The sequence below is a fragment of the Streptomyces sp. Tue6028 genome (assembly GCF_002300165.1).
Classification (GTDB): domain Bacteria; phylum Actinomycetota; class Actinomycetes; order Streptomycetales; family Streptomycetaceae; genus Streptomyces; species Streptomyces siamensis.
The window spans coordinates 89,613-115,831 of record NZ_MLCE01000019.1 but is presented as its reverse complement, the minus strand read 5'-3'; the positions used below and the strand labels follow the sequence as shown (position 1 = coordinate 115,831).

Sequence of the window (26,219 nt, the reverse complement as noted above, 5' to 3'; positions counted from 1 at the left end):
GCCGGGCGGGCCGGTCCCGCCGCCCGTGGGTGCCCGCGGGAGACGGGTCCCGGAACCGCCGGGAGGCTCCCAGGGCCGCCGGGCCGCGGCGGTGCCGGTGGCAGGCCGTCCCGGGCTCCGGCGGGCCGGGTCAGCGCCGGTAGAAGATCCGGTCCCCGTACTCCGTCATCACCCGGTTGTTCCAGTCGTGGCCGCCGTCCACGTTGCCCGAGCGCAGCAGGGGCGGCTCGATGCCGCGGCCGGCGAGGGTGCCCGCCGCCGTCGCCATGACGGCCTGGAGCAGGGCGGTGGTCACCACGGTGGACGCGGGGGCGAAGGGGGCCTCGATCGCGTCAAGGGTGAGTTCCGCGTCACCGACCGCGATCTTCGAGTCGAGGACGACGTCGCAGTGGTCCTTCAGATAGGTGCCCGAGACGTGCCGCGACGTCGTCTCGGTGGCGTAGGCGACCGAGGTGACGCCGATGACCTTCACCCCCAGCGCGCGGGCGTTCATGGCCATCTCCACCGGGAGCGCGTTGCGGCCGGAGAGCGAGATGATCACGAGCAGGTCCCCGGAGCGCAGCGGGCTGCAGTCGAGGACCGCGCTCGCCAGCCCGTCGACCCGCTCCAGGGCGGAGCCCAGCGTGGCGGGCATGACGTCGACGCCCACGACCCCCGGCACGGTGAGCAGGTTCATCAGGGCGAGGCCGCCCGCGCGGTACACGACGTCCTGCGCGGCGAGCGAGGAGTGCCCGGCGCCGAAGGCGAACAGCCGTCCGCCGTCCGCGACGGTGTCGGCGATCAGGGTGCCGGCCGCCTCGATGTCCGCCGCGTCCTCGTCCCGTACCCGCTGGAGCAGGCCGATCGCGGCGTCGAAGAACTGCCCGGCCAACTTGCTGTCGCTCATCGGCGAAGCCCTTTCCACGTCTCGTCGTATCGTCGGGGTCGACGCGCACGGCCGAAGGGCGGCTGAACCGGAGTCCCGGTGCGGCCGTACTCCTGTCGTGTCGCGGATCACGTTGCGGTCTGGACCACTGCGCTGTCAACAACGCCCGCCCGTCCGGGCGGGTCCGTCGCTCCGGCCCGCTCCGTGGCCGCACGGCCGCGGCGGGCAGGCGTGACCGCCCGGTTTCGACGGCCGGGCACGGTTGTCAGTGGTATGCGTCAGAATTGAGTTCAGGGCCAGCGCACACGCCGGTGGGCCGTCGAGTCTCCGGCAGAGCTAATCGAGGGGCACGAATGTCCGGACTGATCGACACCACGGAGATGTATCTCCGCACCATCCTCGAACTCGAGGAGGAAGGCGTGGTCCCCATGCGCGCCCGGATCGCGGAGCGGCTCGACCAGAGCGGCCCCACGGTCAGCCAGACGGTGGCGCGCATGGAGCGCGACGGCCTGGTGGCGGTCGCCAGCGACCGCCATCTGGAACTCACCGAGGAAGGGCGGCGGCTGGCCACCCGGGTGATGCGCAAGCACCGTCTCGCGGAGTGCCTGCTCGTCGACGTGATCGGTCTGGAGTGGGAGCAGGTGCACGCCGAGGCGTGTCGCTGGGAACACGTGATGAGCGAGGCCGTCGAGCGGCGCGTCCTGGAGCTGCTGCGCCACCCGACCGAGTCGCCGTACGGCAACCCGATCCCCGGCCTGGAGGAGCTCGGTGAGAAGGACGGCGCCGACCCGTTCCTGGACGAGGGCATGGTGTCCCTGTCCGAGCTCGACCCGGGCCTGGACGGCAAGACCGTGGTGGTCCGCCGGATCGGCGAGCCGATCCAGACGGACGCGCAGCTGATGTACACGCTGCGGCGCGCGGGCGTGCAGCCCGGCTCCGTGGTGAGCGTGACCGAGTCGGCGGGCGGGGTGCTCGTGGGCAGCGGCGGTGAGGCCGCCGAGCTGGAGGCGGACGTCGCCTCCCACGTGTTCGTCGCCAAGCGCTAGCGCCCGCGTCCCGGGCGGCGCTCCGGGGCCCGTGCCCGTGACGGGCCGCCCGCGCCGCCCACCGGAGGCGCCGGCGCGACCGGTACCCGCGAGGGGCAGCTCCCGGGGGCCGGCGCGGGGACGGCATCGGCCGGCCCCGCGCCGGTCCCCGGGCGCACGCCGTCCCGTGTACCGCGCATTCCGGCCGATCCGCTTGGGACATGTCAACTCCCGTGGTGTCAGGGGCAGTTGTGTTGTCTCCGCGATCCCGCCGAAACCAAGATTCAGTGTGCGGAATCGCAGCGGCGGGACCGTATGCGTGCGAGGCTGTCGCGTGAGGCATATGACCTGAGGGCTCTTGACCGTGTCCGGGAGCGATGGTGCGCGGTCGGGGAGGGGGCGCAAGGATGTGCCGTAGTCGTGGAGAGGGCCCCGGCGCCGCATGGCGCCGGGGCCTGTCCTCCCCTGTGCTGACCCGGAGCCCCGAGCTCTCAGGGTCAATCCCCTCGGACCGGTTTCCCCGAGCGGTCCGCCTCCCGCTGAAGATCTCCCCTCGGCGGCGGCGGTCAATCCTGGGACATGGTCACTCGAATGAGGGGTGTTGCAGCCAGGAGGCCCATTTTCGAAACCTCATTCGATAACGTGGCGGTGCGTCAGGGGTACATGTAGAGCAGCACACCAGCAGGAGCAGCGGCAGGAAGCGGTACGAGTGGACCGGCCGGTTCGAGCGGGAGTGAGCCGGTCCGAGCGAGCTAGGGGGGTGCCCGATGGTGCGGCGCATCGACGTGAGGGGAACGGGCGGCGTACGCCTCGCCGCCTGGGAGTTCGCCGACCCGCCGAAGACCGACCCGCCCAGGGCCTCGGAGGAGTCGCCCGGCGTGCTGTTACTGCACGGCCTCATGGGCCGTGCCTCGCACTGGGCGTCCACCGCCCGCTGGCTCTCCGAGCGGCACCGTGCCGTCGCGCTCGACCAGCGCGGCCACGGCCAGAGCGAGAAGCCGCCGGAGGCGGAGTACACCCGCGAGGCCTATGTGGAGGACGCAGAGGCCGCTCTCGAACAGCTCGGTCTCGCCCCCGCCGTCCTGATCGGCCATGCCATGGGCGCGCTGACCGCCTGGCAGCTCGCCGCCAAGCGCCCCGACCTCGTCCGCGGAGTGATCATCTGCGACATGCGGGCCTCCGCGCTCGGGGCCGCGTCCCAGCGCGAGTGGGAGGACTGGTTCAAGGCCTGGCCCGTGCCCTTCGCCACCCTCGCCGACGTACGGAAGTGGTTCGGTGAGGACGACCCCTGGGTGGAGCGCCCCAACCCGTCCCGCGGCGAGTTCTACGCCGAAGTGATGCACGAGTCCCCGGACGGGTGGCGCCCGGTCTTCGAACCGGAGCAGATGCTCAAGTCCCGCCAGACCTGGGTGTACGACGCCCACTGGGAGGAGCTCGCGCAGGTCCGGTGCCCCGCCCTGGTCGTCCGGGGCCTCGACGGCGAACTGGGCCGGGCCGAGTCCCAGGAGATGGTCCGCGTCCTGCCGCGCGGCCAGTACGCGGAGGTGGCCGACGCCGGACACCTCGTGCACTACGACCAGCCGGAGGCCTGGCGCGCGGCCATCGAGCCGTTCCTCGACGGCGTCCTCACCGGCTAGGGGGTTTCGTTCGGATCAGGTCGGATCAGTCCGCGGCGTCCGGTGCGGTGCATCGCAAGGCGGAGGATCACCTGCGTACTGGGCGTACTCGGGTGGTCCGACAACGCGGCGAGGTGCCGTGCCGGGCGCCGCGGACCCGGCCTGATCCAAACGAAACCCCCTGCGTCCCGCACCGGCCTCGGCGCCCGTATCCGGGCGGCGCCCGCATCTGAGTGGTCCCGTACCCGCGACCTCGTCCCGGCCCGCATCCCGGCCCGCGTCCGGGCCCCGTGACGGGGCCGCGCCCCGGACCTGCCGTCGTCCGCCGTCCGTGCTCCGCGGCGGAGCGTCCGCGTCAGGGCGCCCCCAGGGCGCCACTTCGGGCCGCACGGGACCGGTGCCGACCTGCACGGGACCGGTGCCGACCTGCACGGGACCGGTGCCGACCTGCACGGGACCGGTGCCGACCTGCACGGGACCGGTACCGGCCGCACAGGACCGGGGCCGGCCCGTGGCTCAGCCCTTGCTGACCGCCGCCAGTATCTCCGGCAGCCGCCCTGCCGTCCGCGGTGCCGCCATCCGCAGCCCCAGCTCCGTGATCAGGGCCCCGTATCCGGCGCCCAGCGGCAGCACCAGCCAGCTCCAGTCGTCGCCGCCCGACGTCACGTTCAGCCAGATGGTGAGCGCGATGACGGGGGCCGCGAGCAGCGCCGCCGAGACCATGCCGCCGACGACGGAGATCCAGGCGAGGCCCGCCTGCCCCGGGGCCACGTTCTTGTAGCCCTCCTGCGGGATCGAGTACGGGAAGCGCGCCGAGGACCACGCGCCGGTCGCCAGCATCGCGCCGAGCAGCGCGAAGGACAGACCGAGCACCTCCGGCAGCTTCGGCCAGTCGCCGAGCATCGCCGTCGTCAGGACGGTCACGAGCGTCGCGTACGGCAGGGTGATCACCAGCAGCGCCAGCGCACGCCCGCGCAGCTCGACGTACGCGTCCCGAGTGGACGAGATCGTCATCGCGACCATCCAGAAGGCGGACGTGTCCTGCCCGAACTGGTTGTACATCTGGATGCCGAGCATCCCCGCGGCGAAGCACGCGAAGTAGATCGAACCGGTGCCCTGGAGAGCGTTGAACACCGGCACGATCAGCCCGATGGCCAGCGACGTCACCCATGCCGCCTTGGTCTTCGGATCGCGCCACACATAACGCAGGCTGCGCTCCATGACGGTCCCGGTGCGCCCGGACGGCAGCAGCCGGGCCGCTCCCGACGCCCCCTTCTCCCGCGCGGCCGGCTCGGCCGCCTGAAGCGTCGAACCGTCCGGCGAGGTCATCAGACGGGTCAGATGCCGGGACCACAGTGCCAGCAGCCCCGCCAAGGCGGCCACGGCCAGCAGCAGTTGGACCACGCCGGTCGCGTACGACCCGTCGCTCACCGAGTCCACCGCGCCGATCGCGGAGGCGGGCGGCACCCAGCGCAGTACGTCCGCCACGGGGTCGAGCTGCGACAGACCGCCCGCCGAACCGAGCCGCTGCGCACCGAAGTTGACCAGCTGCGCGCCGACCGCGATCACCAGACCGCTGAGCACCGCGAGATCACGGCCCTTGCGGCTGGACAGCAGCCGGATGTTGGCGGCGGCGACGGCCCGTGCGAGGGCCACGGAGACGAGGAGGGCGACGGCCACGGCGACGACGGCGGTGACGTACGCCGCCGCGCCGTGCGCCACGGAGATCACCGAGCCGAGCAGCAGACAGAGCGTGAAGAGGGGCCCGACGCCGACCAGGGAGGCCGCCAGCAGCGCCCGTACCAGCGGGCGCGGACGCAGCGGCAGCATCACCAGACGCGTCGGGTCGAGGGTCTCGTCGCCGCTGGGGAAGAACAGCGGCATCACGGCCCAGCCGAGTGCGAGCAGCGCCACCAGCAGCAGGGCGACGGCGGGGGCGTGGGTGTTGCCGCGCAGTGCGATCAGGCCGATCAGCTGAAGGGCGGCGAAGAGCAGGACGAGGACGACGGAGGAGATGTACGCGGCCCGCCGGCCGGCCGACTGGCGCAGCCCGTTGCGCAGCAGCGACAGCTTCAGCCGTACGACGACGGGGGTGATCGATGCGGCGGAGACGCCGCCCGCGGCGCTCATCGTGCCCCGCCGCCCAGCCAGTCCAGATCGGCCCCGGCGATGCGGCCCTGCGCGCCGACCAGTTCGAGGAAGGCTTCCTGGAGGGAGGGCGCGCCGCCGCGGACCTCGGCGAGCGGGCCGTGCGCGCGGATGCGCCCCGCGGCCATCACGGCGACCCAGTCGCACAGCGACTCCACCAGCTCCATCACATGGGAGGAGAACACGACCGTGGCGCCGGAGCCGGTGTAGCGCTCCAGGACACCGCGGATCGTCTGCGCGGAGACGGGGTCGACGCCCTCGAACGGCTCGTCGAGGAAGAGGACCTCCGGGTTGTGCAGGAGGGCGCAGGCCAGGCCGATCTTCTTGCGCATGCCGGTCGAGTAGTCGACGACGAGTTTGTGCTGGGAGCCCGCGAGGTCGAGCACGTCGAGGAGTTGGGTGGCGCGCTTGTCGACCTCGGCGCCGGGCAGACCGCGCAGCCGGCCCGTGTAGGCGAGGAGTTCGCGCCCCGAGAGCCGTTCGAACAGCCGCAGCCCCTCGGGCAGCACGCCGATGCGGGCCTTCACCTCCACCGGGTCGCGCCACACGTCGTGGCCGACGACCTCGACGGTCCCCTGGTCGGGCCTGAGCAACCCGGTCACCATCGACAGCGTGGTGGTCTTGCCGGCCCCGTTCGGGCCGACGAGCCCGATGAACCGGCCCGCGGGCAGCTCCAGATCGATCCCCGCGACGGCGATCTGTTCCCCGAACCGCTTCCAGAGCCCCTGTACGCGTACGGCGGGCACACCGGCCCCTGCTCCCTCGGTCATGCGAGAACCCTACGTGGGTGCGGCGACCGCGGACGGCCGTGCGCCCGCCGGCGCCGAACGGCGGTGGCGGGCAAGGCGGTCGGCGGTGCTACCGGTCCCGTCCGCACGCGTACGCCAGGGGCGAGATGAGCTCCTCCGCGTCCGGCAGCCACCGGTTGGCGGGCGTGGGGCGGCGGGCCCACTGCACGGCGCCGCGGGAACCGAAACGGGTGGGCGGGGCGGCCACGTACGAGCCCTCGCCGAGTGCCAGCAGATCGAGGGAGGCGGGCGGCCAGCCCAGCTTCCGCACCAGGTCGGGGACCTTCGCGGCGGCACCCGGAAGCACGAAGAAGTGCATGCGGCGGTCCGGGGTGCAGGTGACCGGACCGAGGGTCAGCTCCATGCGCTCCATGCGGGCCAGGGCGAGGAAACCGGCCGTCTCCGGGACGTCGATCGCGTCGAACGTCCGCCCCGTGGGCAGCAGGATCGAGGCCGCCGGCTGCTTCGACCACAGCCGGCGCGCGACGGTCGCACTGCCCGTCGCCTGAGTCGCCCAGTCCTCGCGCGCCGGGTGCGCGCCGGGTGAGGTGCACGCGGGCTCGCCGCAGGAACAGTGCTGCACCCCGTCGACGGCTTCCAGCCAGGTGCCGGGGACCACGTCCCAGTGGCGTTCATCGGCATAGCGCACGGCGGTTTCCTGCAGCGATTCGCCACGCTGCTGGGGGATATGTGCGGACTCGGTGCCTGCCATGGTCTTTTCCACGTGGAACTCAACTCCCGGGTCCACCTCGGGTTACGGGGGGCACACGCGCGGGGGAGGAGCATCGATTCCGCGTCTGGGGCGCATGGATGCACGTGTGGGGGCGCGCGGGAGGAACGACCGCGGGGAGTGGGTAGGCAGCGGTGGGGTCGGCAACCGCCTTTACCCCGGCAAACCTCACATGTCTCGCATCTTCGGCATGTCTGCGGGGCATTGATCTTCCTGGCCGACTTCTTTCGGTGCGGTCGGCCGCTGAAGACACGTCACGTCGGTGCGTGGGCAGGCACCGCAGCCACGGGCGGGTGAGTCGAAGGGGCGTGCCGGTGCGAGGGACGACGCGCAAGGGCCCGCGGGGCCCGAGCGCGATCGCTCACTCGGCACCGGTCGGCACGCCCCGGAGGCGAACCGCCGGAGAGCAGGGGGTACGCCATGGCCGCAAGGCCTCTCATCGCCAGGCAGCCGAACGAACGGCTCCAGGCGCTCATCCAGGAAGCGGGCTGTTCCAACGCCGGGCTCGCGCGCCGGGTCAACATGTGCGGTGCGGAACACGGTCTCGATCTGCGCTACGACAAGACGTCCGTGGCGCGCTGGCTGCGTGGACAGCAGCCGCGCGGGCGGGCTCCGGCGATCATCGCGGAAGCGCTCGGACGCAAGCTGGGCCGCACGGTCACGATCGACGAGATCGGCATGGCCAACGGCAAGAACCTCGCGTCCGGCGTGGGCCTCCAGTTCTCGCCGACCGTACTGGGCGCCATCGAGCAGGTCTGCGAGCTGTGGCGCAGCGACGTGGGCCGACGGGACTTCCTGTCCGGCTCCTCGGTCGCCGCCTCCGCGCTCGTCGAACCCAGCCGGGACTGGCTGATCTCGGCGCCGGACGCCCAGGTGGCGCGTTCGGCGGGCCCGCGGGTGGGGCTCTCGGACGTGGCGGCGGTCCGCGCGATGACCCAGGCGCTCGTCGACCTGGACCACCAGTACGGCAGCGGGCATGTGCGCCCGGTGGTCGTGCACTACCTGAACAGCGTGGTGTCCGGACTGCTCGCCGGCTCCTACCGGGAGGCGGTCGGGCGCGACCTGTTCGCCGCGGTCTCACGGCTGACGGAACTCGCCGGGTACATGGCCGTCGACACCGGCCAGCCGGGGCTCGCCCAGCGCTACTACATCCAGGCCCTGCGGCTCGCCCAGGCGGCCGGCGACCGCGGGTACGGCGGCTATGTGCTCGCCGCGTCCATGAGTCATCTGGCCGCACAGCTCGGCAACCCGCGTGAGATCGCGCAGCTGGCGCGCGCCGCGCAGGAGGGCGCACGCGGGCGGGTGACGCCCCGAGCCGAGTCGATGTTCCACGCCGCGGAGGCGCGCGGGCACGCGCTGATGGGCGACGCGCGCGCCGCCCAGCTGGCGTCCGGGCGCGCGGTGACCGCGCTGGAGGGTGCGGACGCGGCCTCCGGGGACGACCCGACGTGGATCGCGCACTTCGACGAGGCCTATCTCGCCGACGAGCTGGCGCACTGCCACCGCGACCTGGGACAGGCGGAGGCGGCGGCGCGGTGCGCGGAGGAGTCCCTCGCCGGGCACCCCGAGTCGCGGGCCCGGCGCAGGGCGATCGGCTATGTGCTGCTCGCCACGGCGCAGGTGCAGCAGCGCGAGGTGGAGCAGGCCTGCCACACCGGGATGCGCGCCGTGGAGCTGCTGGGCACGCTGCGTTCCAACCGGGGCGCGGAGTATCTCGACGACCTCCAGCAGCGGCTGGAGCCGTATCGGGACGAGCCGGTGGTCCGGGAGTTCGGCGCGCGGATGGACCTCCAGGCGGCGGCGTGAGCCCGAGGGCGGGGCGTGCGGGCGACATGAACGCACGGTCCGCCCGGGCGTGAACGGCGGGGAAACGGACGCGGTGGTGAAGAAAGGAGCCATATACAGCGCCGCGCGGGACGGATTCGTTACCCGGGTCACAGGGGGCGGGCGTCACGTCCCGTGCTGCGTGGCACCGGGTTGTGGGGACCCGGTAGCGTGAGCCGACGATTCCGAAGGTCCCCCATTCGTAGGAGTCCCGGTGACGCAGAGCGGACAGGGCGAGGAGCCCTCGGCGCGGCCCGCGCGCGAAGGCATCGTGCTGCCCTCCGACGGTGGCGCGCCCCTGCTGCCCGGTACGGCGGGCGACGCCGCGACCCCGGCGGGCGGCCAGGCCTGGGGCCGGCCATGGGGCCCGGACCAGTCGGCCGCGCCCGCGCCCGGCGGCGCCGAGGGCTGGGGTGCGCCCGAGAACGACGCCCAGGCATGGGGAGCCGCCGAGCCGCCGGCTCCGTCCGCGCCCGCCTCCGACTGGGGCACCTCCGACTCCTCCCAGGGCTGGGCCGCCTCCGGCGCGCACGCGGCCCAGCAGCCGCAGGGATACCTGCCGCAGCCGCCGGCCGGTGCGGGCCCGCTGCCGCCCGAGGGCGCGCAGGCGCCCTTCGGCGTGCCGGGCGGCGCCGCTCCACAGGCGCCGGGCGGGCACGCGGGCAGCGGGTACGGTTACCCGCCCCCGGTGCAGCACCCCGGCGCGGCTCTCCCGCAGGCCACGGACGGCTATGGCAACCCCGGCGCGGCTCTCCCGCAGGCCACGGACGGCTATGGCAACCCCGGCGCGGCTCTCCCGCAGGCCACGGACGGCTATGGCAACCCCGGCGCGGCTCTCCCGCAGGCCACCGACGGCTATGGTGCCCCCGGGGCGCCGGCCTCCGCGCCGCTGCCGCCCGCTGCCGTGGACGGCGCCACGCAGTACATACCTCACATACCGCCCGCCCCGGCCGGTGACGAGGGAGCGACCCAGTTCATCCCGCCCGTCCCCGCCACGCCCGACGAGGGCGCCACCCAGTTCATCCCGCCGGTCGCCCCGGGGGCACTGCCGCCCGAGATGCCGGCCGGCGACGCCACGCAGTTCCTCGGCCGGGCGCCGCAGGGCGGCCCCGAGGCCGGGCCGCTGCCCACCGCCGGGCACCCGGACGCCGAGGCCACCCAGTTCATGGCCTCCGTTCCCGCGCAGCCCGGGTCAGAGCCGTACGGCATACGTCCGGGCGGGCCGGAGGACCGGCAGCCCCCGGCGGAGTTCGACAACCTCTTCCGCAGCGAGCCGGAGGGGCCGGCGTCGACGCAGCAGATGCCGCGCTTCGACCCCTCGGCCCAGCAGGCCCCGTACGGCGCGCAGGCCCCGTACGGCGCGCAGGCCCCGTACGCGTCACCCGCCCCGGGCGGCCGGGCCGCCGCCCGGCGCGGAGGCACCCCCGACTCGGAGGGGGGTGGCGGCGGTCGCGGCGGTCGCAGCGGCTCGCGCGTCCCGTTGATCGCGGCCATCGGCATCGGCATCGCCGTGCTCGGCGTCGGCGCCGGTGCGCTGCTCAGCGGCGGCGGGGACTCCGACACCAAGGACGACGGCAGCAAGACCGTGTCGGCGACGGCTCCCGCCACGCAGGAATCGGCGTCGCCGGCCGCGGACCCGGTCAAGGCGCAGGCCGTCGAGCTGGACAAGCTCCTCGCGGACAGCAGCAACAGCCGTGACTCGGTGATCAAGGCCGTGGCGAACGTGAGGGCGTGCAACAACCTGGACCAGGCGGCCAGCGACCTGCGCGACGCGGCCAAGCAGCGGGGCGAGCTGGTCACCCGGCTCGGCGCGCTGTCCATGGACAAGCTCCCGAACCACGCCGCGCTGTCCACCGCGCTCACCAACGCCTGGAAGGCCTCTCAGTCGGCCGACAACCACTACGCGGCCTGGGCCGACCAGGTCGGCGGCAAGAAGGGCTGCCGCAAGGGCCATGCCCGCGAGACCGGGCAGACCCAGGCGGCCACCCGGGCCAGCGGCACGGCCTCCTCGGAGAAGGAGAAGGCCGCCCGTCTGTGGAACTCCATCGCGTCCAAGTACGGACTGACGCAGCGGACGCGGATCCAGCTGTGAGCCGTCCCTGACGGCGGGGAGGGCGCGGGGGATCTCAGTCCGCGTTCTCCAGCGTCCTGGACACGTTCACGAACCCGCGCCGCTCCGAGGTCAGCAGACCCTGGCGCACCACCTGGAAGGTGACGTCGGCGTTGACCAGGCGCGGGAAGTCGACGGCCGCGATCAGGTCCTCGAAGCGCCAGCTGAGCGTCGGGGTGAGCCCGCCCGTGGTCACCTTCAGCCCGTTGTCGAGAGCGCGCCGGATGGCCAGTGAGGTCACCTTCTGGTCGCCGAGCGACTCGATGACCGCCTTCAGCACGGTGTACGCGATCCAGGTGGTCTGCACTCCGGCGTCCGCGGGGTCGATCCGGTTGTCGCCGAAGGCCTGCTCCTTGATCACGGAGCGCATCTGGTCCCAGCGGGAGTCGTTCGAGGGCGGGTACCAGCCGGTGACGTAGGAACCCTCGTACGGGCTGGACTTGCCGCCCGTGGCGTCGATCAGCGACTGGTCGACGCTGCCGAGCACCGTGCCCGTGCTCACCTTCGGATAGTTCTGGCGGTCGCGCCGGAAGGAGTCCATGAAGGTGTCCGTGCGGTCGCCGAGCGCGGGCACCACACAGCCCCGCTCGGCCGGGTCGGAGGTGGCGTGGGTGAGCGCCTGCTGCGTCTGCCGTGCGTACTCCGTCGCGTCCTCGGCGGCCCGCTGGTCCGCCGCGGCCGAGTGGGACCGCGACTTCAGGCCCGAGTCGAGCAGCACCGGGAGCTGGTCGCCGGCGATGGTGTCGGGACGGATCAGCGCGACCGGACCGCAGTTCTTGCCGAGCTGTTCGCCGAGCCCGGCCAGCAGCGCGGGCTCGCCACCGTTGACGGGGTAGGACAGCGGGCTGGTGAACTCGTCGTCGGTGACGCCGTAGCCGCCGATGTACGGGATGCCCGCGCTCTCCAGCGGAGCGAGGAAGTCCCGGCTGTGCTGGCTGTAGGAGCCCACCACCGCGACGACGTTCTCCTTCGCCGCGCGCTGCGCGCACTGCGCGGCGAACACGGCGTCGTTGTGGTCGTTGCAGGTGAGGACCTTGAGCGGGTGGCCGTTGATCCCGCCGTGCGCGTTGACCCAGCGGGCGTAGGCCTTCGCCATGGCGGGCATGCCGGGTTTGTTGGTCGCCGCGGTCTTCTCGGGCGCCCAGGTCATGACGGTGACGGAGTCGTCCCCGGAACCCCCCGTGGCACCAGGGATGACCCCGCATCCGACGGCGATCGACGCACACGCGGCCAGCGCGCCCGCGGACAGCAGCGTGGCCCGGAGGGGCCGGGGGAGGACGGAGGAGCTGGTGCGCGTACGCCGACTGCCGGTCATGGACACGCACGATTCCGTCACATCACTAACCTTCGAGTGACCCGTGGTCAATGGAAGGTGACACAGAGGTGAATTACGGGGGCCGGTGATCCGGATTTCGCGGGGAACGTACGATCGATGACCGTGCAAGGTTCGGAGAACTCTTCCCGTCGCGGCCGTCGCTCATCCACCATGGGCGGCATGCCACTCAACGACATGCCGTGGTGGCGCTGGCGCAGCAATGTGCGCTCCGCGCTGCACATGCTCTCCGACCCCGCGTTCCAGCGTGACGTCTGGCTCGCGGGCATCGACGGGTACGGGGACGTCACCGACGCCGTGTACCGCCTGGTCGAGGACACCTGGCTGGACAACTGGTCCGCAGAGAAGTACGTCGGCACGATATTCCGGGACTCCCAGGAGGCGGCCCTCGTCGACACCGCGGTGCTGCGCGTGCTGCGGATCATGCACCAGGTCGGACCCGACGCGCCGGTCTCCGCGTACCTCGACCACCACGCGTGGCCGGAGGCCGTGCGCGCCGCGCGCGACGCGCACGTGCGGCTGGCGGCGAGCGACGGTGAGGACCCCGACGCCCCGCCGCGCACGCTCGAGGTGCTGCGCATCCTGACGCGCTCGGCATAGCGCCCGCCACGCCCCGACGGCGTCCGTGTGGCGGGACGGCTGCCCGTTCCGTGGGTCTGGTATGGGACCCTGTGCTGCATGAATGAGCAGTCCGTCCGCGGGGCCGCACCCGCCGCCGAGCAGTACGTCCTGATCCTCTCCTGCCCGGACAAGCAGGGGATCGTGCACGCCGTGTCGAGCTATCTGTTCATGACCGGCTGCAACATCGAGGACAGCCAGCAGTTCGGCGACCACGACACGGGACTGTTCTTCATGCGGGTCCACTTCTCGGCGGAGGCGCCGGTGACCGTGGACAAACTGCGGGCGAGTTTCGCGGCGATCGGTGACTCCTTCCACATGGAGTGGCAGATCCACCGTGCCGAGGACCGGATGCGGGTCGTCCTCATGGTCAGCAAGTTCGGCCACTGCCTGAACGACCTGCTGTTCCGCGCGCGGATCGGCGCACTGCCCGTCGACATCGCCGCCGTGGTCTCCAACCACACCGATTTCGCCGAGCTCGTGGCGTCGTACGACGTCCCCTTCCACCACATCCCGGTGACCAAGGACACGAAGGCGGAGGCCGAGGCCCAGCTCCTCGAACTGGTCCGCGGCGAGAACGTCGAACTCGTCGTGCTGGCCCGCTACATGCAGGTCCTCTCCGACGATCTGTGCAAGCAGCTCAGCGGGCGGATCATCAACATCCACCACTCCTTCCTGCCGAGCTTCAAGGGCGCGAAGCCCTACCACCAGGCCCACGCCCGGGGCGTCAAGCTGATCGGCGCGACCGCGCACTACGTCACCGCCGACCTCGACGAGGGCCCGATCATCGAGCAGGAGGTCGAGCGGGTCGGCCACGACGTGACGCCCGACCAGTTGGTCGCCATCGGCCGTGACGTGGAGTGCCAGGCGCTGGCGCGGGCCGTCAAGTGGCACGCGGAGCGCCGGATCCTGCTGAACGGGCGCCGGACGGTGGTCTTCGCCTAGGGGGTTTCGGGCCGTCGCAAGGGGTCTCACCCCTGCATCCGGCTCGGCGACTACATCCGGCTCAGTGACGCCGCGGCGAAGAGCACGTCCCTGATCGCCTCGCGGTCGCCGTCCTGACCGGCGGCGGCCTCCTGCGGGGAGACATGGCCCGCGGCGAGGCGGCAGAACTCCACGCCGTCCAGCGCGACATGGGCCACCTCCCGCTCCGTGGAACCGACCGCGCCCGGCGAGTCGAGCGGGATCATCCACTCACCGCCCCCGGACCCCTCGATCTCCAGGCGCAGGCTGCGCCCCGGCGCCCCCGCGGCGACCAGATGACGGGCCGGGGCCTCGGAGAGCCCCGCCCGCCGCCGCCCGGCGAGGGTGGCGGGCAGCATCCGCGCGGCCAGGTCGATCATCTTGTGCAGATGCCGGGGCGCGGGCGGCTCGTACGGGTAGTCGACGGCGTCCGCGATGTCGCCCGCGTGCACCCAGCACTCGAAGGCCCGGTCCAGCATCGCGTCGCTCAGCGGCAGCCCGAAGCCGCCGTACGCCACGGTGAGCCCGCCCGAGCCGGTCCCGGCCTCGGCCGCCGACGCCCCCTCGACGGCGAACGACACGGTGCGGACGAGGTGGTGGCTCTGCTCCCGCCAGGGCAGGCGCACGGCCCGGGTGGGCGGGAAGTGCGAGGCACGCCAGTACGCCTCGGTGCGGCCCTCCGGGGTGGCGGGGTCCGCGGACTTCGGGACGGCCGGGCCGAGCGGGTCCTCCAGACCGAGCGCCGTCGCGACGAGCCCGTCGACGCTCAGCAGGTGCGCGATGACCCCGGCGACCGTCGTACGGCGGCTCACCGGCCGGTCGGCGGCGAACCAGCGCAGCCGCACCGGCGCATGCCACTCGGCGCCCCCGATGTCCTGGAGCAGTGCGTCGAGCCGGGCGGTCTCGGCGTCGTACGGAGCCGCCCAGTCGGGCACCGGGATGCGCGGCGGGCGCCGGTCGAGGCAGCTCTCCAGGACACGGGTGCGCAGCGTCGGATCGAGGTCGAGGCTCTCGGGCGGGTGCAGCAGCCCGACCGCCTCGCGCAGCCGCAGCGCCTCGTCGGCGCAGGAGCCGCAGTCCCCGAGATGCTCCTCGACGGCCACCGTCTCCTCCGCCGAGCAGGCGGCCAGCGCCCATGCGCCGAGCAGGGACTTCAGCACCCGGTGGTCGAGGACGAGCGGCGCCGGGGCGGTGGCGGGGACCGGGTCGGGCAGCGGGAGTCCGGTGTCCTCGACCGAGGAGCGGGGCAGCGGTATGCGCGGGGGACCGTCCGGCTGTCCGGCGGCGCCTCCGTGCTCCGGGGAGCCGGGGCCGCCCGGGCCGGCGGAGCCGCCGCCCGCGGAGGAGCCGGGCCCGTCGTGCGGTGCCGCGCCGGCGTCCGTGCCGTGCTCGGCGTCCGTCCGCTCGTCGGGCGTGTCCTCCCAGGGGCCGGCGTCGGGGGCCTCTTCCCGGTCGTCGCGTCCGTCGTGCGCGGCATGTGCTTCGAGCGCGCCGTGTCCGTGTCCGTCGCGTCCGTCGTGCCCGTATGCGTCGGGCCCGTGGGCCTCGTGCTCGTCGAAGGCCTCGAACCGGTCGGGTCGCCCGTTCACCGCGCACCCCCGTACTCGGGCGGGCGCCGGTGGGGCCGGCGTCGTGGGCGGTGGACAGGAGCTGGAGCCCGAGGCGGAGCCTGCGGCGGGCCTCGTCCTCGGTGACGCCCAGGTCGGCGGCGGCCTGGCGGTAGTCCCGGCGCTGGAAGTACGCGAGTTCCAGCGCGGCCCGTAGCGGGGCCGGCATGGACGTCACGATGTAGTCCGCGCGGGCCGCGACGGACGCGCTGCGCACCTTCCGCTCCAGCTCCTCGGTGGTGCCGTGGCCGCCCCGGGCGAGGGCGGCGGTCTCGTTCACCCGCAGTCGCTGGACGGCGAGGCGGTGGGTGAGCGTGGCCACCCAGGAGCGCAGCGGGCCCTGTTTGGGGTCGTACCCCTCGGGGTTCTCCCAGACGTGGGTGAACACCTCGCGGGTGATCGCGTCGGCCGCGCGCTCGTCCCCGAGCACGCGGTGGGCCAGACCGTGCACGAGCGAAGCGAACCGGTCGTAGAGCTCACCGAGCGCCGCGGCCTCCCCGCGTGCGAGCCGCTGCTGCATCTTGCGGTCCCAGCGGGGCGGTGTGTCCCTCTTCGCCATGCGGCCCCCTCACCCCTGGTCGTGCCGGCGCCCGTCCCTGTCGCCCGTGCGTGTGCCTGTGTGCGTCCTGCTCCTGTCCAGCCTGTGTGCACGGCTGTCTCGAATGTAGTCGGCACGTCTGACGGCGCACGCCCCTTTGGGCCAATACGCGCCCCTGGACAGGCCGCGGATGGTAGAGGCAGGTCGCCTTCCCTATCGAATCCGATCAAAACGCGACCGAAGGAGACCGTAGTCGTCCGAAAAGGCTCGCTCCTCTCACATTTTCGACCGTGGACCGTCGTTTCTTCCTGTGCGGACCGGTGTTTCATGGAACGACGGCTGGGCAGCCGCGCTGGAAGGAAGCGAAGCGACTGCTTCCGTTTCTGTTGGGCGAGGCGAGCGAGAGGCGTGGCGGTGACGCTCAAGGTGACCGACGGCGAACAGGGCGAGTGGGCCGTGCTCCGGGTGTCGGGCGAGCTGGATCTCGTCACGTCACCGGTCCTGCGCCAGCGGGTGCACGACGCGGTGGCCGAGGGCCGGCGAAGTCTCGTCCTCGACCTCTCCGAGGTCTTCTTCTGCGACTCCAGCGGTGTCGGCGTCCTCATCGCCACCCGCCGGCTCATCCGCTCCTGCCGGGGCCGGCTGAGACTGATCCTGCCCGCGCGCGGCGCGCTCGACGGCTCCCACGTCAACCGGGTCCTCGGCGCCCTCGGCGTGCGCCGGCTCTTCGACGTGTACCCGGACGTGACCTCCGCCGTCGACGAGGAATCCAGCCCCCTGTCGGCGTGATGTGTTCCACCCCGGGGTCCTCCGGTGCCACACAGTTGTCCCAGAATTCCCGCGGTCTTGGTACAACCGTCGTTTTCCCGTGCCCGCGGCGGGTCCGGCGTCGTACGCTCCGTCCCAGATGAACCCCAGTCCGGTCAGACAGGAGACCGGCTGAGATGTAAGGCGGTCCGAACACACCATGGTCAGTACCGAGTACGAACGCAGGATTGCCGACCGGTTCGCCGGCTTCGACCAGGACGGCAACGGCTACATCGACCGTGAGGACTTCAACGCCGCGACCAAGGCGGTCCTCGCCGAATTCGGTACGACGGCCCGGTCGGACAAGGGCCAGGCACTGTACGGCGGCGCCGAGGCGTTCTGGCAGGGCATGGCGGGGATAGCGGACCGGGACGGCGATCAGCGCATCACCCGCGAGGAGTTCGTCAGCGGCGCGGTCAAGCGGCTGCGCGACAACCCCGAGCGGTTCGCGGAGATCGCCCGTCCCTTCCTGCACGCCGCCCTCGCCGTCGCGGACTCCGACGGGGACGGCGCGGCCACGGTCGAGGAGACCGAGCGCGTCCTCAAGGCGCTCGGCGTGCGCGACGAGATCGCCGCCGTGGCCGCGGCCACGCTCGACACGGACTCCGACGGCCGGATCGGCGAGGCGGAGGTCGTGACCGCGTTCGCCCGCTACTTCACGGTGCCGGAGTAGCGCCGTCCCGCGCCGCCGGGCCCCGGCCCGGCGCGGACGGTGCCGAATAGCGTTCCCTGAGCTTGTACTTGAGCACCTTGCGCAGCGTGTCGTTGCGCGGAAGGGCGTCCACCACCTCCAGCTGCTCCGGCAGCTTGTGCACGGACAGCCCTTCCCCGCGCAGGTGGGCGGTCACCGCGTCCAGGGTCAGCACGTCCGCGCCCGGCGGCTGTTCGACCACCGCGCAGACGCGTTCGCCGCGTTCGGCGTCCGGCAGCCCGATCACCGCGGCGTCGGCGACGCCGGGGTGCCGGTGCAGCAGGTCCTCGACCTCCTTGGCGGAGATGTTCTCGCCCTTGCGGATGATGATGTCCTTCAGACGCCCGGTGAGGACGAGGTGTCCGCTCTCCGTCAGATGCCCGACGTCCCCGGTGACCAGGAACCCGTCCGCGTCGAACGCGGCGGCGGTCTGCGCGCCGTCCAGGTACCCCTGGCAGACGGCCTCGCCGCGCAGCCGCACCTCGCCGTCCACGATCCGTATCTCCATGCCTTCCGGGGGCCTGCCCTCCGTGGCCGCCAGGTTCTCGGCGGTGTCGTCCGGCGCGCCCATCGTGATCATCGGGACCTCGGTCATGCCGTATCCGTGGGTGAGCTGCACCCCCATCTCCCGTACGACGGAGTGGTAGACCTCGGGCGGCTTGGGCGCGCCGCCGCCCGCGAGGAGCCGCAGGGTGGGGACGACGGGCACGCCGGGCTGCTTGCGCTGCTCGGCGAGGAACATCGAGTAGAACGCCGTGGAGCCGCCGGCCACCGTCACCCCGTGCCGGCGGTAGTCCTCCAGGGCGGCGGGCAGCGCGAAGTGCTCGAACATCACGGCCGGGAAGCCGTACAGCAGCAGCATCACGGTGTAGTCGGGCCCGGCGATGTGCGCGTAGGGGAACGCCATCGAGCCCACGTCGTCGGCCGTCAGACGCAGCGCGTGCGCGAGGCACGAGCCGCCCGCGATCAGCGAACGGTCCGTGTGCAGGACGCCCTTGGGGTCGGAGGTCGTGCCGGAGGTCCAGTAGATCCAGCGCACCGAGGTGCCGTCGGCGGGCGGCGGCGGGAGCACCGCCGGATCGCCGTCCGGCAGTGCGTCGTACGCCGCGAAGACACCCTTGGCGCCGAGCCGCCGTGCCATCGCGGTGTGGTCGAAGCCCCGCCACTCGCCCGGCACCGCGAAGAACTCCGCCCTGGACTCGCGCAGGGCGAAGCCCACCTCGCGGTCGCGGTAGAAGGGGATGACCGGGGACTGCACGGCGCCGAGGCGGGCCAGCGCGAAGGACAGCAGCGCCGTCTCGATGCGGGTGGGCAGCTGCCAGGCCACCACGGTGCCGGGGCGTACGCCCATGTCGTACAGGCCCGCCGCCACCCGCTCGGCGCGGTCGCGCAGCGCGCCGAAGCTCAGTGACCGGTCGTCCTGGAGGAGGACGGGCCGGTCGGGGGTGAGCGCGGCGCGGCGGTCCACCAGTTCCCAGAGCGTGCGCGCGGAACCCAGGGCGTGTGCGGTGTCGTTCACGTCGGCCCTCCTTCGGCCGGGCTTCGCCGGCCCGACTTCAGCTGACGGTCAGTCAGATCGTGGCAGAGCGTAGGGCTCGCCGCCTTGTCGGTCCATAGGCGCGGGGCTAGCCTGCTTGTGTCGAGAGATCTGACGGGTCATCAGATAAGTTCGCCAGGCGGAGGGGAACCATGACCGAACTGCCCCGCATCATCAGCGTCGACGACCACGTGATCGAGCCCGCGCACCTCTTCGAGACCTGGCTGCCGCGGAAATACCACGACCGGGGACCGAAGCCGCTGACCGCCGGCATCGGCGAACTCGCCTATGTGGGCGGCAAGTACCAGATCACGATGGACCCGGACGGCCCGCCCACCGACTGGTGGATCTACGAGGACCTCAAGTTCCCCTACAAACGCAACATCGCCGCCGTCGGCTTCGACCGCGACGAGATGACGCTGGAGGGCATCACCCGCGCGGAGATGCGGCGCGGCTGCTGGGACCCCGCCGAACGGCTCCGGGACATGGACCTCAACCACGTCGAGGCCAGCCTCTGCTTCCCGACCTTCCCGCGCTTCTGCGGGCAGACCTTCGCCGAGGCGCACGACAAGGAGGTGGCCCTGGCCTGCGTGCGCGCCTACAACGACTGGATGGTCGACGAGTGGTGCGGCGACAGCGGCGGCCGGCTCATCCCGCTCTGCCTGATCCCGCTGTGGGACGTCGGCCTCGCGGTCGCCGAGATCCGGCGCAACGCCGCCCGCGGTGTGAAGGCCGTGACCTTCTCCGAGATCCCCACCTACCTGGGACTGCCGTCCATCCACTCCGGCTACTGGGACCCGTTCTTCGCCGTCTGCCAGGAGACCGGCACGGTCGTGAACATGCACATCGGGTCGAGCAGCCAGATGCCCGCCGCCTCCCCGGACGCCCCGCCCGCCGTGCAGGCCTCGCTGTCCTTCAACAACGCGATGGCCTCGATGATGGACTTCCTCTTCTCCGGGGTCCTCGTCAAGTTCCCGCAGCTCAAACTCGCCTATTCCGAGGGCCAGATGGGCTGGATCCCGTACGCCCTGGAACGCGCCGACGACGTCTGGGAGGAACACCGCGCCTGGGGCGGCGTCCGGGACACGATCCCGGAACCCCCGTCGACGTACTACTACCGGCAGATCTTCTGCTGCTTCTTCCGCGACAAGCACGGAGTCGCGTCCCTGGACGTCGTCGGACGGGACAACGCCACCTTCGAGACCGACTACCCGCACGTCGACTCGACCTTCCCGCACACCAAGGAGGTCGCCCTCGACCACGTGAAGGGCCTGGACGACGAGACGATCCACAAGCTGATGCGCGGCAACGCGATCCGCATGCTCGACCTGGACCTGTAGTGGACCTGGACCACACTCCCGAGGAGGAGGAGTTCCGGGCCCGGCTGCGCGAGTGGCTCGCCAAGGCGCTCCCGACCCTGCCCCCGAAGCCGTCCCCCGACGACTGGCCGGGCAGACGGGCCTACGACCTCGGCTGGCAGCGGATGCTGTACGACGCCGGGTACGCCGGACTGCACTGGCCCGTCGACGCCGGCGGCCGGGGCGCCACCCCGACACAGCACCTCATCTACCTGGAGGAGACGGAGAAGGCGGGCGCCCCTTACGTGGGGGCCAACTTCGTCGGGCTGCTGCACGCCGGGCCGACCATCGTCTCCGAGGGCACCGCCGAGCAGCGGGCACGGTGGCTGCCGCCCGTGCTGCGCGGCGAGGAGGTCTGGTGCCAGGGCTTCAGCGAGCCGGACGCGGGCTCCGACCTCGCGGCGCTGCGTACCCGCGCGTGGCGCGACGGCGACGAGTACGTGGTGAGCGGGTCCAAGATCTGGACCTCCCACGCGGAGGTCGCCAACTGGTGCGAGCTGCTCGTCCGCACGGACCCCGACGCCCCCAGGCACCGGGGCATCACCTGGCTCGCCCTGCCCATGGACGCGCCGGGTATCACCGTCCGGCCGCTGCGGACCCTCGCGGGCTCCACCGAGTTCGCCGAGGTCTTCCTCGACGAGGTGCGCGTCCCCGTCGGCCACCGCGTCGGCGCCGAGAACGACGGCTGGCGGGTCACCATGGTGACGCTGTCCTACGAGCGGGGCACCGCCTTCGTCGGGGAGGTCGTCGCCTGCCGCCGGGTGCTGGGCGCCCTCGCCCGCCGGGCGCGCGAGAACGGGCGCTGGGACGACGCCGTGCTGCGCCGCCGCCTGGGCAGGCTGAACGCCGAGTTCCGCGCGCTGTGGCGGCTCACCCAGTGGAACGTCGGCGAGGCGCAGCGGACGGGGGCGGTGCCCGGCGTCGGCGGCTCGGTGTTCAAGCTGCGCTACTCGCACGCGCGCCAGGAGCTGTACGACGCCGCGGCCGAGGCGCTCGGCCCCGAGGCGCTCGACCTGGGGCAGGAGTGGACCCTCGACCGGCTCTCGTCGCTGTCGTACACGATCGCGGCCGGCACCTCGCAGATCCAGCAGAACATCGTGGCCGAGCGCATCCTCGGCCTCCCCAAGGGACGGTGAGCGGCGCGCCATGGACTTCCAACTCACGGACGACCAGAAGGCGTTGCGGTCCGGCGTGCGGGAGCGGCTGGCGGCACGCTTCGGCCGCGACGCACTGCGCGCCGCCGTCGACGAGGGGCCGCCGCGCCTGGACCCGGCCCTGTGGCGCGAGCTCGGCGAGGCGGGGTTCTTCGCCCTGCGGCTGCCGGAGGCCGAGGGCGGCGTCGGACTGGGGCTTCCGGAAGCGGTGCTCGTCTTCGAGGAGGCGGGACGAGTGCTGCTGCCCGGACCGCTGATCGCGACGCACCTCGCGGCGGGGGCCGTGGCCGGGGCCGCCACCGGCGAGACGGTGGTGACCGCCGTCGACGGAGGTCTGGTGGAGTGGCTGGAGGCGGCCGACACGGTACGCGGGGACGCGACGGGCGCCGAACCGCTGGCCTCGGTGGACCCGCTCACCCCGCTGCACCGGGTCCCCGCGCCCCCGGCCCGGGACCTTCAGGCGGGCCGGGACGGCGTCGTGCGGCTCCTGACCTCGCTCCTCACCGCCGCGGAGCAGCTGGGCAGCGCCGCCCGCACCTGCGAGCTGGCCGTGCAACACGCCCGGACGCGCGAGCAGTTCGGACAGCCGATCGGCGCCTTCCAGGCGGTGAAGCACCTGTGCGCGCAGATGCTGGTGCGGACGGAGGTGGCGCGCGCGGCCGTCTACGCGGCCGCCGTGACCGCGGATCCGGTGGACGTCGCCGCGGCCCGGCTGCTCGCCGACGAGGCCGCCGTGCGTGGCGCCCGCGACTGCCTCCAGGTGCACGGCGGCATGGGCTTCACCTGGGAGTCCGACGTCCATCTCCATCTGAAGAGGGCCTGGGTGCGGACGTACCGTGCGGGAGGCGCTACCGAGAGTGAGGAGATTCTGTCCGGCGACCTTTCCGCGGCGATCGCCTGAAAGGCCCCTGGGCAGGCATGTCACGGGAAGAGGCCAAGAAATGTCGCGGATCGTGGCATACCGGAATTACGGAGCGTTGATATCGGGTTGTGTCCTAGGCGTGACTTGTCACGGCCTGGAGTCGGCGCCGGGCTCGGGTACCTTGTGTGGGATGCGAGTGGTTCTGAGGCTGAGCCATCCCGGTGTTGCCCGCGAGGCGGCGCCGGATCCGGCGATGCGTGCCGCTCGTGAGGCGGGTCGGGCCCCCGAGTCCGCCTGTTCGACTCCCCATGGCGAGCGTCGCACAGTATGCCGCACGCGTACTCCTTCGCGCTGGAATATGCCCGAAGCGCTTGTTGGGGTGACTGTACGTCAACCATGCTGTCTCGTAAGGGAATCACGTTCCGTGATCCTTGTTCTGGCCATGCAGAAAATGGCTACGATCGTGGCCCTTGTGAGGCGCGAGGCGATGTGTCCGCCGGTTCGGATGGTGTGAGCGGTGCAGGTGCTTCAAGTGCAGCTGGAGATCCGGCCCGACCCCGCGGAGGTGGGGCGAGCCCGGCGATGGGCCAGGTCGAGGCTCGCCGGGTCCGGTATAGGGGCCGATGAACCGCTCGCCGAGACGCTGATCCTGCTCGTCTCCGAACTCGTCACCAATGCCGTGGTGCACACCGGCTGTCCGGCCGTGCTGCGGTTGTCCCTGCCGGACGGGTGCGAGGCGGCCACCGTCCGCCTGGAGGTGGCCGACACCAGTGCCCGGCCCCCGATTCCCCGTCATGCCGAGGGCGACGAGACCAACGGCCGCGGCCTGGAACTCGTCGACGGACTCGCGGACCGCTGGGGCTGGAACGCCGAGGGCGCCGGCAAGCGGATCTGGTGCGAGGTGGACCGCTGCGCACCGGGTGCCTCGACGGGCGCCGCCTATCCGGGCTACGAGGACTTCGCGTACGAGGCGGTCTAGGGCCTGTCTCCCGGGCCGGACCACGGTCCAGGGCCTGTCTCCCCGGGCCGGACCATGGTCCAGGGCCCTTCTCCCGCGCCGCCCAGGGCGCGCGGCCGGGGTCGCGTCGGGGCCCGCGGGGCCGTGAGTGCCTGCGTCGTGCCGAGTTCGCCGTGTCGTGATGTGCCGCCGCCGCGCCGCCGTGTCCCTCGATGCTCCGTATCGCCGGCTTCTCCCATCCGACGCGGCCGGTCCGCCCCGTCCGGAGCGCGGGGTGCACGATGCGGGCACATGCGCACGGGTCCGCTGTGCCGGGCCGCGGTCGCGGCCGAATGCGCCGGGGTGTGCTTCCGTCCGTGCTGTCGCAAACAGGGAGGTACAGGGATGAACCGCCGATCGGGTGTTGACGTGACGTGACCGTTTGATCACGCTTGTGGTCAGCGATTCGCCGCGAGGGGACGGCGAGGGTTCCGGTGACGGGAGCCCTCGGCGAGTGTGAGTCGCATTCGGCGTCGGCTCCTCCCCGGGCCAGGAGGAGCAGGGCGGGTACGCCGGAGCCGGATGGCGGCGCGCAGTGCCGTGCTCGGGGCGCGCAGTGCCGCGCCGCCAGCCGATCCAGGTCCGCGGCGGTGGCGACGGCGGCCGACGCAGGTCGACGGTGGCTACCGGCCGGCCTCGGGGCGTCTCGCTTCGCGGCGGCGGCCGGTGGCCGGCCGCCGCGCCGCGTGACGGACGGCACTCAGAGCACCGCGACCGGTGCCACCGGAGTCCCCGTGCCGCCGACGAAGGGCTCGGGCATGGCCGACAGCAGGAACGCGTAGCGCCCTTCTTGTCCACAGGCTGTGGACAACTCTTCGAGATTCCAGTTCTGGCCCTGCAGCATCCCCATCTCCACCAGGTCGAGCGCGTGCACGGGCAGCCACAGGTCCTCGATCTCGGGCGGGAAGATCTCGAAGGTGAGGGTGTCGTTCGCGACCGCCGCGACGTCGCGTGCGTGGAACCACTCCGGGGTGTGTACCGACAGACCCGGTGAGGGATAGCCGTACGCGTGCTTGTCCCCGGCGAGATACACCTGGACCTGGCCCGTGCGCACCAGGACGATGTCGCCCGCCCGGACCCGCGTGCCCGCCAGTTCCTCGGCGGCGTCCAGGTCGTCGGGCGTCACGGCGTGCCCGCCGTCGAGGCGCTCCACGCCCCGCGCCCGCGCGACGTCGAGCAGGACGCCCCGGGAGACGATGTGCCGCGGTTTGTCGATCCCGCTGAACTCGGCGCCGCCGTGCGGGGTGACCGTGCCGGCCGGGCGGCCGTTGTAGAGCTTCCCGGAATGGGAGACATGGGTGAGCGCGTCCCAGTGGGTGCCCGCCTGGAGCCCCATGGTCACGGCGTCGTCGCTGCACGCTACGGTCCCGGGGCCGAAGAGCTCCTGGTTGATCTGCACCATGACGTGCAGCGGATTGACCCGTCCCGGGATCATGCCGGTCTGTACGCCGTCCTGCCTCAGGGGCAGCGCCAGCGGCACACGGCGTCCCGAGCGCACGGCCGCGGCGGCCTGCCGTACGACCTCGTCGGTGATCAGGTTCAGCGTCCCGATCTCGTCGTCCGACCCCCAACGGCCCCAGTTGTTCACGCGCTTGGCGATCTCGTGGAACTCCGGACGGAGCGCCGGCTGCGACATGAGTCCTCCCCGGGGGCTTGTCTCCAGGTATCTGACGGGTCGTAGAATCCGAGTTGAATCTAACGGACCGTCAGAAACTGCGGGAAGGGGCCGGGCGTGGGGAACTTCTTGGCAGGCAAGGTCGTCGCCGTCACGGGCGGAGGACGGGGGATCGGCCGGGCCGTCGCCCTCGCCGCCGCGGCGGCGGGCGCGCGGGTCGTCGTCAACGACTACGGCGTGTCCGTCGAGGGCGCCGAGCCCACCAGTTCGGTCGCCGAGGCCGTCGTCAAGGAGATCGAGGCGGCCGGCGGGGACGCGGTGGCCGTCGCCGACGACATCTCGACCATGGCGGGCGGGCAGCGCGTCGTGGACACCGCGCTCGCGTCGTACGGACGGATCGACGGCGTGGTGTGCGTGGCGGGGATCCTTCGCGAGCGGATGCTGTTCAACATGTCCGAGCAGGAGTGGGACCCGGTGGTCGCCACCCATCTCAAGGGCACGTTCACGCTGTTCCGGGCCGCCTCCGCGGTGATGCGCAAACAGGGCTCGGGCACCCTGATCGGCTTCACCAGCGGCAATCACCAAGGGTCCGTCTCGCAGGCCAACTACAGCGCGGCGAAGGGCGGGATCATCTCGCTCGTCCGCAGCGCGGCGCTGGGGCTGCACAAGTACGGAGTGACGGCCAACGCGGTCGCGCCGGTCGCCCGGACCCGCATGTCCGCGGGCGTCCCCATGGAGCTCAAGGAGATCGGCGAGCCGGAGGACGTCGCCGCGCTCGTCGTCTACCTGCTGTCCGACCGGGCGCGCGAGGCCCGGATCACCGGCCAGGTGTACACGATCGCCGGTCCCAAGATCGCGGTGTGGGCGCAGCCCCGCGAACTGCGCGCCGGGTACGCGGACGGCACCTGGACCCCCGAGCGGATCGCCGACTTCCTGCCGGGCACCGTGGGCGTCGACCCGATGCCGCTGCTGGAGCAGGTCGAGGCCATGGCGCGGGCGGCGGCCGACAAGGCACGGCCGAACGCGTGAGGGC

Annotated in this window: 21 protein-coding genes and 1 pseudogene; 13 read left to right on the top strand and 9 right to left on the bottom strand. The window is 72.5% G+C overall.

The features are described from left to right. Window positions 1-130: 130 nt before the first annotated feature. A complete protein-coding gene (locus BKI49_RS16530; RefSeq protein WP_095935054.1) occupies window positions 131-886 on the bottom strand; it encodes an SIS domain-containing protein in 756 nt (251 codons plus the stop codon). A gap of 332 nt (window positions 887-1,218) precedes the next feature. Here BKI49_RS16530 and BKI49_RS16525 point away from each other — a divergent pair, with 332 nt between their 5' ends. Then, complete coding sequence (locus BKI49_RS16525; RefSeq protein WP_095935053.1) at window positions 1,219-1,911, top strand: iron-dependent transcriptional repressor DtxR; 693 nt, start codon at window positions 1,219-1,221, stop codon at window positions 1,909-1,911. Window positions 1,912-2,657: 746 nt separating this feature from the next. Then, the gene (locus BKI49_RS16520; protein WP_095935052.1) at window positions 2,658-3,527 is read left to right on the top strand and encodes an alpha/beta fold hydrolase; all 870 of its coding nucleotides are present in this window, start codon (window positions 2,658-2,660) and stop codon (window positions 3,525-3,527) included. Between the two features lie 495 nt (window positions 3,528-4,022). On the opposite strand, the gene BKI49_RS16515 is transcribed toward BKI49_RS16520, so the two are convergent. From BKI49_RS16515 to BKI49_RS16505, 3 genes are all read right to left on the bottom strand, one after another. After that, entirely contained in the window at window positions 4,023-5,636 is a 1,614-nt protein-coding gene (locus tag BKI49_RS16515) for a transporter (protein ID WP_095935051.1), read from the bottom strand. Next, window positions 5,633-6,424: an ABC transporter ATP-binding protein gene (locus tag BKI49_RS16510; RefSeq protein WP_095935050.1), complete on the bottom strand. Its 792-nt coding sequence runs from the start codon at window positions 6,422-6,424 to the stop codon at window positions 5,633-5,635. Before BKI49_RS16510 ends, BKI49_RS16515 begins: the two co-directional genes overlap by 4 nt. Window positions 6,425-6,512: 88 nt before the next feature. Continuing rightward, window positions 6,513-7,154, bottom strand: coding sequence for a bifunctional DNA primase/polymerase (locus BKI49_RS16505; protein WP_095935049.1), 642 nt, complete (start codon window positions 7,152-7,154; stop codon window positions 6,513-6,515). Window positions 7,155-7,592: 438 nt separating this feature from the next. On the opposite strand from BKI49_RS16505, the gene BKI49_RS16500 reads away from it, so the two are divergent. Continuing rightward, complete coding sequence (locus BKI49_RS16500) at window positions 7,593-8,978, top strand: NsdA family TPR-like regulatory protein (protein ID WP_095935048.1); 1,386 nt, start codon at window positions 7,593-7,595, stop codon at window positions 8,976-8,978. 232 nt (window positions 8,979-9,210) lie between these two features. Continuing rightward, window positions 9,211-11,088, top strand: a complete 1,878-nt coding sequence (locus BKI49_RS16495; RefSeq protein WP_095935047.1) for a hypothetical protein — start codon at window positions 9,211-9,213, stop codon at window positions 11,086-11,088. 34 nt (window positions 11,089-11,122) lie between these two features. Here the strand turns inward: BKI49_RS16495 and BKI49_RS16490 are convergent, their stop codons facing one another. Further along, window positions 11,123-12,421 carry an ABC transporter substrate-binding protein gene (locus BKI49_RS16490; protein WP_095935046.1) on the bottom strand — a complete coding sequence of 433 codons (1,299 nt, stop codon included), beginning with the start codon at window positions 12,419-12,421 and terminating at the stop codon, window positions 11,123-11,125. A gap of 117 nt (window positions 12,422-12,538) precedes the next feature. Here BKI49_RS16490 and BKI49_RS16485 point away from each other — a divergent pair, with 117 nt between their 5' ends. Both BKI49_RS16485 and purU read left to right on the top strand, forming a co-directional pair. Next, the gene (locus BKI49_RS16485; protein WP_095935045.1) at window positions 12,539-13,039 is read left to right on the top strand and encodes an SCO4402 family protein; all 501 of its coding nucleotides are present in this window, start codon (window positions 12,539-12,541) and stop codon (window positions 13,037-13,039) included. Window positions 13,040-13,117: 78 nt separating this feature from the next. Then, window positions 13,118-14,002: a formyltetrahydrofolate deformylase gene (gene purU, locus BKI49_RS16480; protein ID WP_095935044.1), complete on the top strand. Its 885-nt coding sequence runs from the start codon at window positions 13,118-13,120 to the stop codon at window positions 14,000-14,002. Between the two features lie 50 nt (window positions 14,003-14,052). Here the strand turns inward: purU and BKI49_RS16475 are convergent, their stop codons facing one another. Further along, window positions 14,053-15,609 carry a zf-HC2 domain-containing protein gene (locus BKI49_RS16475; RefSeq protein WP_257004827.1) on the bottom strand — a complete coding sequence of 519 codons (1,557 nt, stop codon included), beginning with the start codon at window positions 15,607-15,609 and terminating at the stop codon, window positions 14,053-14,055. Beyond that, a pseudogene (locus BKI49_RS16470) lies at window positions 15,606-16,186 on the bottom strand (sigma-70 family RNA polymerase sigma factor). The gene BKI49_RS16475 and the pseudogene BKI49_RS16470 overlap by 4 nt, the downstream one beginning before the upstream one ends. Window positions 16,187-16,573: 387 nt before the next feature. Between BKI49_RS16470 and BKI49_RS16465 the strand changes: the two are divergent. Continuing rightward, a complete protein-coding gene (locus BKI49_RS16465; protein ID WP_095935043.1) occupies window positions 16,574-16,954 on the top strand; it encodes an STAS domain-containing protein in 381 nt (126 codons plus the stop codon). 178 nt (window positions 16,955-17,132) lie between these two features. Next, window positions 17,133-17,645 (top strand): EF-hand domain-containing protein, encoded by a 513-nt coding sequence (locus tag BKI49_RS16460; RefSeq protein ID WP_095935042.1) that lies wholly within the window; start codon window positions 17,133-17,135, stop codon window positions 17,643-17,645. Here BKI49_RS16460 and BKI49_RS16455 read toward each other — a convergent pair. Continuing rightward, window positions 17,629-19,182 carry a class I adenylate-forming enzyme family protein gene (locus tag BKI49_RS16455; RefSeq protein WP_095935041.1) on the bottom strand — a complete coding sequence of 518 codons (1,554 nt, stop codon included), beginning with the start codon at window positions 19,180-19,182 and terminating at the stop codon, window positions 17,629-17,631. The genes BKI49_RS16460 and BKI49_RS16455 overlap by 17 nt on opposite strands. Before the next feature lie 170 nt (window positions 19,183-19,352). On the opposite strand from BKI49_RS16455, the gene BKI49_RS16450 reads away from it, so the two are divergent. The 4 genes from BKI49_RS16450 to BKI49_RS16430 all read left to right on the top strand — a co-directional run bounded on the left by BKI49_RS16450 (window position 19,353) and on the right by BKI49_RS16430 (window position 23,553). Then, a complete protein-coding gene (locus tag BKI49_RS16450; RefSeq protein WP_095935040.1) occupies window positions 19,353-20,540 on the top strand; it encodes an amidohydrolase family protein in 1,188 nt (395 codons plus the stop codon). Further along, a complete protein-coding gene (locus BKI49_RS16445; RefSeq protein WP_095935039.1) occupies window positions 20,540-21,694 on the top strand; it encodes an acyl-CoA dehydrogenase in 1,155 nt (384 codons plus the stop codon). Before BKI49_RS16450 ends, BKI49_RS16445 begins: the two co-directional genes overlap by 1 nt. A 10-nt stretch (window positions 21,695-21,704) precedes the next feature. Further along, complete coding sequence (locus BKI49_RS16440; protein WP_095935038.1) at window positions 21,705-22,613, top strand: acyl-CoA dehydrogenase family protein; 909 nt, start codon at window positions 21,705-21,707, stop codon at window positions 22,611-22,613. Window positions 22,614-23,091: 478 nt separating this feature from the next. Further along, window positions 23,092-23,553 (top strand): ATP-binding protein, encoded by a 462-nt coding sequence (locus BKI49_RS16430; protein ID WP_095935036.1) that lies wholly within the window; start codon window positions 23,092-23,094, stop codon window positions 23,551-23,553. 718 nt (window positions 23,554-24,271) lie between these two features. Here the strand turns inward: BKI49_RS16430 and BKI49_RS16425 are convergent. Beyond that, window positions 24,272-25,207 carry a cyclase family protein gene (locus tag BKI49_RS16425; RefSeq protein WP_095935035.1) on the bottom strand — a complete coding sequence of 312 codons (936 nt, stop codon included), beginning with the start codon at window positions 25,205-25,207 and terminating at the stop codon, window positions 24,272-24,274. Between the two features lie 96 nt (window positions 25,208-25,303). Between BKI49_RS16425 and BKI49_RS16420 the strand changes: the two genes are divergently transcribed. Then, on the top strand, window positions 25,304-26,215 hold the full coding sequence (locus tag BKI49_RS16420; protein WP_095935034.1) for an SDR family NAD(P)-dependent oxidoreductase: 912 nt from the start codon (window positions 25,304-25,306) through the stop codon (window positions 26,213-26,215). Window positions 26,216-26,219 lie beyond the last annotated feature (4 nt).

What these genes read in the sequence shown, in the direction of transcription:
- BKI49_RS16530 (WP_095935054.1), bottom strand. Translation starts at nt 886, where the DNA reads ATGAGCGACAGCAAGTTGGCCGGGCAGTTCTTCGACGCCGCGATCGGC.
- BKI49_RS16525 (WP_095935053.1), top strand. Translation starts at nt 1,219, where the DNA reads ATGTCCGGACTGATCGACACCACGGAGATGTATCTCCGCACCATCCTC.
- BKI49_RS16520 (WP_095935052.1), top strand. Translation starts at nt 2,658, where the DNA reads ATGGTGCGGCGCATCGACGTGAGGGGAACGGGCGGCGTACGCCTCGCC.
- BKI49_RS16515 (WP_095935051.1), bottom strand. Translation starts at nt 5,636, where the DNA reads ATGAGCGCCGCGGGCGGCGTCTCCGCCGCATCGATCACCCCCGTCGTC.
- BKI49_RS16510 (WP_095935050.1), bottom strand. Translation starts at nt 6,424, where the DNA reads ATGACCGAGGGAGCAGGGGCCGGTGTGCCCGCCGTACGCGTACAGGGG.
- BKI49_RS16505 (WP_095935049.1), bottom strand. Translation starts at nt 7,154, where the DNA reads ATGGCAGGCACCGAGTCCGCACATATCCCCCAGCAGCGTGGCGAATCG.
- BKI49_RS16500 (WP_095935048.1), top strand. Translation starts at nt 7,593, where the DNA reads ATGGCCGCAAGGCCTCTCATCGCCAGGCAGCCGAACGAACGGCTCCAG.
- BKI49_RS16490 (WP_095935046.1), bottom strand. Translation starts at nt 12,421, where the DNA reads ATGACCGGCAGTCGGCGTACGCGCACCAGCTCCTCCGTCCTCCCCCGG.
- BKI49_RS16485 (WP_095935045.1), top strand. Translation starts at nt 12,539, where the DNA reads ATGACCGTGCAAGGTTCGGAGAACTCTTCCCGTCGCGGCCGTCGCTCA.
- purU (WP_095935044.1), top strand. Translation starts at nt 13,118, where the DNA reads ATGAATGAGCAGTCCGTCCGCGGGGCCGCACCCGCCGCCGAGCAGTAC.
- BKI49_RS16460 (WP_095935042.1), top strand. Translation starts at nt 17,133, where the DNA reads ATGGTCAGTACCGAGTACGAACGCAGGATTGCCGACCGGTTCGCCGGC.
- BKI49_RS16450 (WP_095935040.1), top strand. Translation starts at nt 19,353, where the DNA reads ATGACCGAACTGCCCCGCATCATCAGCGTCGACGACCACGTGATCGAG.
- BKI49_RS16440 (WP_095935038.1), top strand. Translation starts at nt 21,705, where the DNA reads ATGGACTTCCAACTCACGGACGACCAGAAGGCGTTGCGGTCCGGCGTG.
- BKI49_RS16425 (WP_095935035.1), bottom strand. Translation starts at nt 25,207, where the DNA reads ATGTCGCAGCCGGCGCTCCGTCCGGAGTTCCACGAGATCGCCAAGCGC.